At 74.3% G+C, this 3,263-nt stretch carries 4 protein-coding genes; all 4 read right to left on the bottom strand.

Features of this window, described 5'->3' with window-relative positions:
* The coding region (lysA, locus tag BFF77_RS25900) for a diaminopimelate decarboxylase (protein WP_066954121.1) at positions 1-1,209 on the bottom strand (1,209 nt) is incomplete at its 3' end.
* Complete coding sequence (locus tag BFF77_RS34790) at positions 1,206-1,643, bottom strand: SAV_915 family protein (RefSeq protein WP_245703710.1); 438 nt, start codon at positions 1,641-1,643, stop codon at positions 1,206-1,208. The genes BFF77_RS34790 and lysA, both read right to left, overlap by 4 nt.
* Before the next feature lie 382 nt (positions 1,644-2,025).
* Positions 2,026-2,670 (bottom strand): LysE family translocator, encoded by a 645-nt coding sequence (locus BFF77_RS25890; RefSeq protein WP_066954118.1) that lies wholly within the window; start codon positions 2,668-2,670, stop codon positions 2,026-2,028.
* A gap of 132 nt (positions 2,671-2,802) precedes the next feature.
* The coding region (locus tag BFF77_RS25885; RefSeq protein ID WP_245703709.1) for a helix-turn-helix transcriptional regulator at positions 2,803-3,263 on the bottom strand (461 nt) is incomplete at its 5' end.

Below are 3,263 nucleotides of genomic sequence, written 5' to 3'. Positions count from 1 at the left end.
CGACACCTGGTACGCGCCGGCGGCCGGAACCGCCAGTACGTCGCCGGGCCTGATGTCCTCCGGCAGCTCCACGGGACCGGCGAGCACATCGCCCGCCTCGCAGTGCCGGCCGACGACCGTCGCCGTCCGCATCGGGGCCGAGGAGGCACGTCCCACCCGGCGGACCGCGTAGCGCGCTCCGTACAGCGCGGGCCGCGGGTTGTCGCTCATCCCGCCGTCGACGGCGACGAACACCCCGCCCGCGCCGCGCTTGACCGACAGCACCCGGTAGAGCGCGATCCCGGCCGGTGCCACGACCGAGCGGCCCGGTTCCACGGTCAGGGCGGGTACGGGAAGACCGTGTTCGGCGCAGGCGCCCGCCAGGGTCCGGGTGATCAGCTCACCGTAGACCGAGGGCGCGGGCGCCGGATCCCCCGGCAGATACGCCACCGCGAAGCCGCCGCCGAGGTCCAGCTCGGGCAGGGTCACGCCATGGCGGTCCCTGATCGCCGCCAGGAAGGCCACCAGACGGCGAACGGCCTCCGCGTACGGTCCGGCCTCGGCGATCTGCGAGCCGAGATGGCAGTGCAGTCCGACGAGTTCGAGCCTGGGCTGGCCGAGGATCCGGCCGACCGCGTCCGCCGCCGAGCCGTCCGCGATCGAGAGGCCGAACTTCTGGCCCTCCGCTCCGGTACGGATCTTGGGGTGCGCGCCCGCCTCGATACCGGGCAGGACGCGGACCATCACCCGCTGGGGTTCCGGCCCCGGCACCTGCGCGGCGATCCTGGCCGTCTCGCAGGCGGAGTCGATGACGATCCGGCCGACACCGAGACGCAGCGCCGTGCTCAGATCCCGCGGGGACTTGGCGTTGCCGTGCAGCACGATCCGCTCGGGCGGGAAGCCGCGGGCGGCGGCCAGTCGCAGTTCGCCCGCCGAGCAGACGTCGAGTCCGAGGCCCTCCTGCTCCATCCAGTCGACGACCGCCCGGCAGAGGAACGCCTTGGCGGCGTAGACGACCTCGGCGGCGGGCAGTGCCCGTCGCCACGCCCGGGCGCGGGCGCGAACCTCGTCCTCGTCGAGGACGTACACCGGAGTGCCGTAGCGGTCGGCCAGTTCGGCGAGCCCGACGCCGGCCACCGCGATGTCGCCACCGGGTGCGAGGACGGCGGAGGCGGGCCAGACCGACGGCGTGTCGAGCTCGCTGATCAGCAGGGACGGTTCCGCGGTCATACGGTCATCGCCTCCGGCAGCTCCAGGGCATGGCGCGCACAGGCGCTCGCAGGGACCGCCCTCGGCGCGGGCGCCGGGACCGGGGCGGGCGCGGTGAGCTGGGGATCCACCGTGACGATCGCGGCGCCGAGCGGCGCGGCCAGCGCGCGCAGCACGGGCTCCGCGAGTCTGATCCAGGACTGCTGCTCGCCGAGGACGGCGGTCAGCCTCCGGGCGCTGGTGAAACCGATCGCCGTGCGCGCGCCGAGCGGGGTGCGGGCGAAGCGCAACTGCTGCCCGCCGCACGAGCCGAGCCGTACGGGCACGTACAGCGGCGACCGTGCCGGATGGCACTCGTCCGCGTCGGAATCGGCGTCCGCGGCGCGATCCTCGGGGTCGAGGTCCGGGTCGGGGTCCGCGTCGCGATCCGCGTCCTCGGTGATGAGGCGCTCCATGATGTCCTCCCAGGGGAGTCGTTCACTGACTGACACCAGGAAGCTATGCCCGGCGGACGGCGGACCGCCGGGCCCATGACGGAGCGCTGACCAGGAAGGCCCGCATTTTGACGCGCCCCTGGCGCGGGAGGCGCGGCAGGCACGGGAGGCGCGAGAGGCACGGGATGAGCGGCAGGGCCTAGGCCCTGTCCGGCCGGTCTTCGCGGGCCCGGAACGCCTGGCACGGCACCTCGCCGCGTTGTCGGAGTCGCCCGGGTACGGCCGGGCCGTCGACGACTCCGATCCTCCGCCTTGCGATGCTCCCCCGTGGCCTGAACGGCACGGGAGGTACCCCCTCCACCAGCCGCCCCGGGCCGATCCACGAAGATCGACCGGACAGGGCCTAGTCGGCGCGGCCCGTCGCCGCGACGGTGACACCCAGACCGATCATCGCGAAGCCGCCCGCCCCGCCCACCAGAGACAGCCGCCGGTCCGAACGCGCGAACCAGTTCCGTGCCGCGGACGCGCCCAGCCCCCACAGCGTGTCCGTGACCAGACCGATCGCGATCGGCACCAGTCCGAGCAGCAGCATCTGCGCCGGCAGCCGGCCCGCCGAGTGGTCCACGAACTGCGGGAGCACGGCCGCGAAGAACACCACGCCCTTCGGGTTGGTGATCCCGACGACGAAACCGTCCCCGATCGTACGGAGATCACCGCGCGCCGGGCCCGTCGGCGCGGACAGGGCCGCGATCCGCATCTGCGCGCGGTGGCGGAAGGCCTGGACACCCAGGAAGACCAGATAGGCCGCGCCCGCCAGCTTCACGGTGAGGAAGACGGCCACCGACCGCTCCACCAGGGCGCCGACCCCCAGCGCGACCGCCACCACCAGGGCGTACGAGCCCGCCACATTGCCGAGCACGGTGGCGAGCGCCGTCCGTCGGCCATGGGCCAGCGCCCGGCCGATCACGAACAGCACACTCGGCCCCGGTATCACGATCACCAGCAGGGACATCACGGCGAAGGCCAGGAACCGGTCCATGGACACCACGCGCACACCTCCGTCACGTCGGGTACCTCGGCACACCGGGTACCTCGGCAAGCCGGTACCTCAGCATGTCCGGTACATCAGTACACCCTGTGCGTCCGGCAGTTCTCCGAGAGGGCGGCCCGGACGGCCCCTCTACGGCAGCAGACCGGCACGCCTGGCCGCCGCCACCGCCTCCAGCCGCGTGGGCGTACCCAGCTTGCGCATCGCCGAGCGCAGATAGCCCTTGACCGTCTCCGGGCGGAGTCCGAGCAGTTCGGCCGCGGTCGCGTTGGTCGAGCCCGCCGCGACACAGCCCAGTACGTCCACCTCGCGCGGCGCGAGCGTGACCGGCAGCGGGCGCGGGGGAGTGCCGGCCGGGCGCGCGGCGCCCGCGAGCCGGCCGCAGACGGCGAGCAGTTCCTCGCGCAGCTCCGCGTCCACGATCCGGGGCGCCAGCGCGCGCAGCTCGCCGCGGGCCGCCCGGACCTCCTCCCGGGCCCCGTCGTCCGCCGTCGCCCCGCGCGTCACCGAGAGCAGCCGCCGTGCCTCGTCCTGTGCGACGAGCGCCTGCTCCACCTCCCGCGCGGCGGCCACCGCCGCGCGGGAGGTGGAGC

It is taken from the genome of Streptomyces lushanensis (assembly GCF_001700515.1).
GTDB lineage: Bacteria > Actinomycetota > Actinomycetes > Streptomycetales > Streptomycetaceae > Streptomyces > Streptomyces lushanensis.
This window is presented reverse-complemented; position numbering and strand designations above follow the sequence as displayed.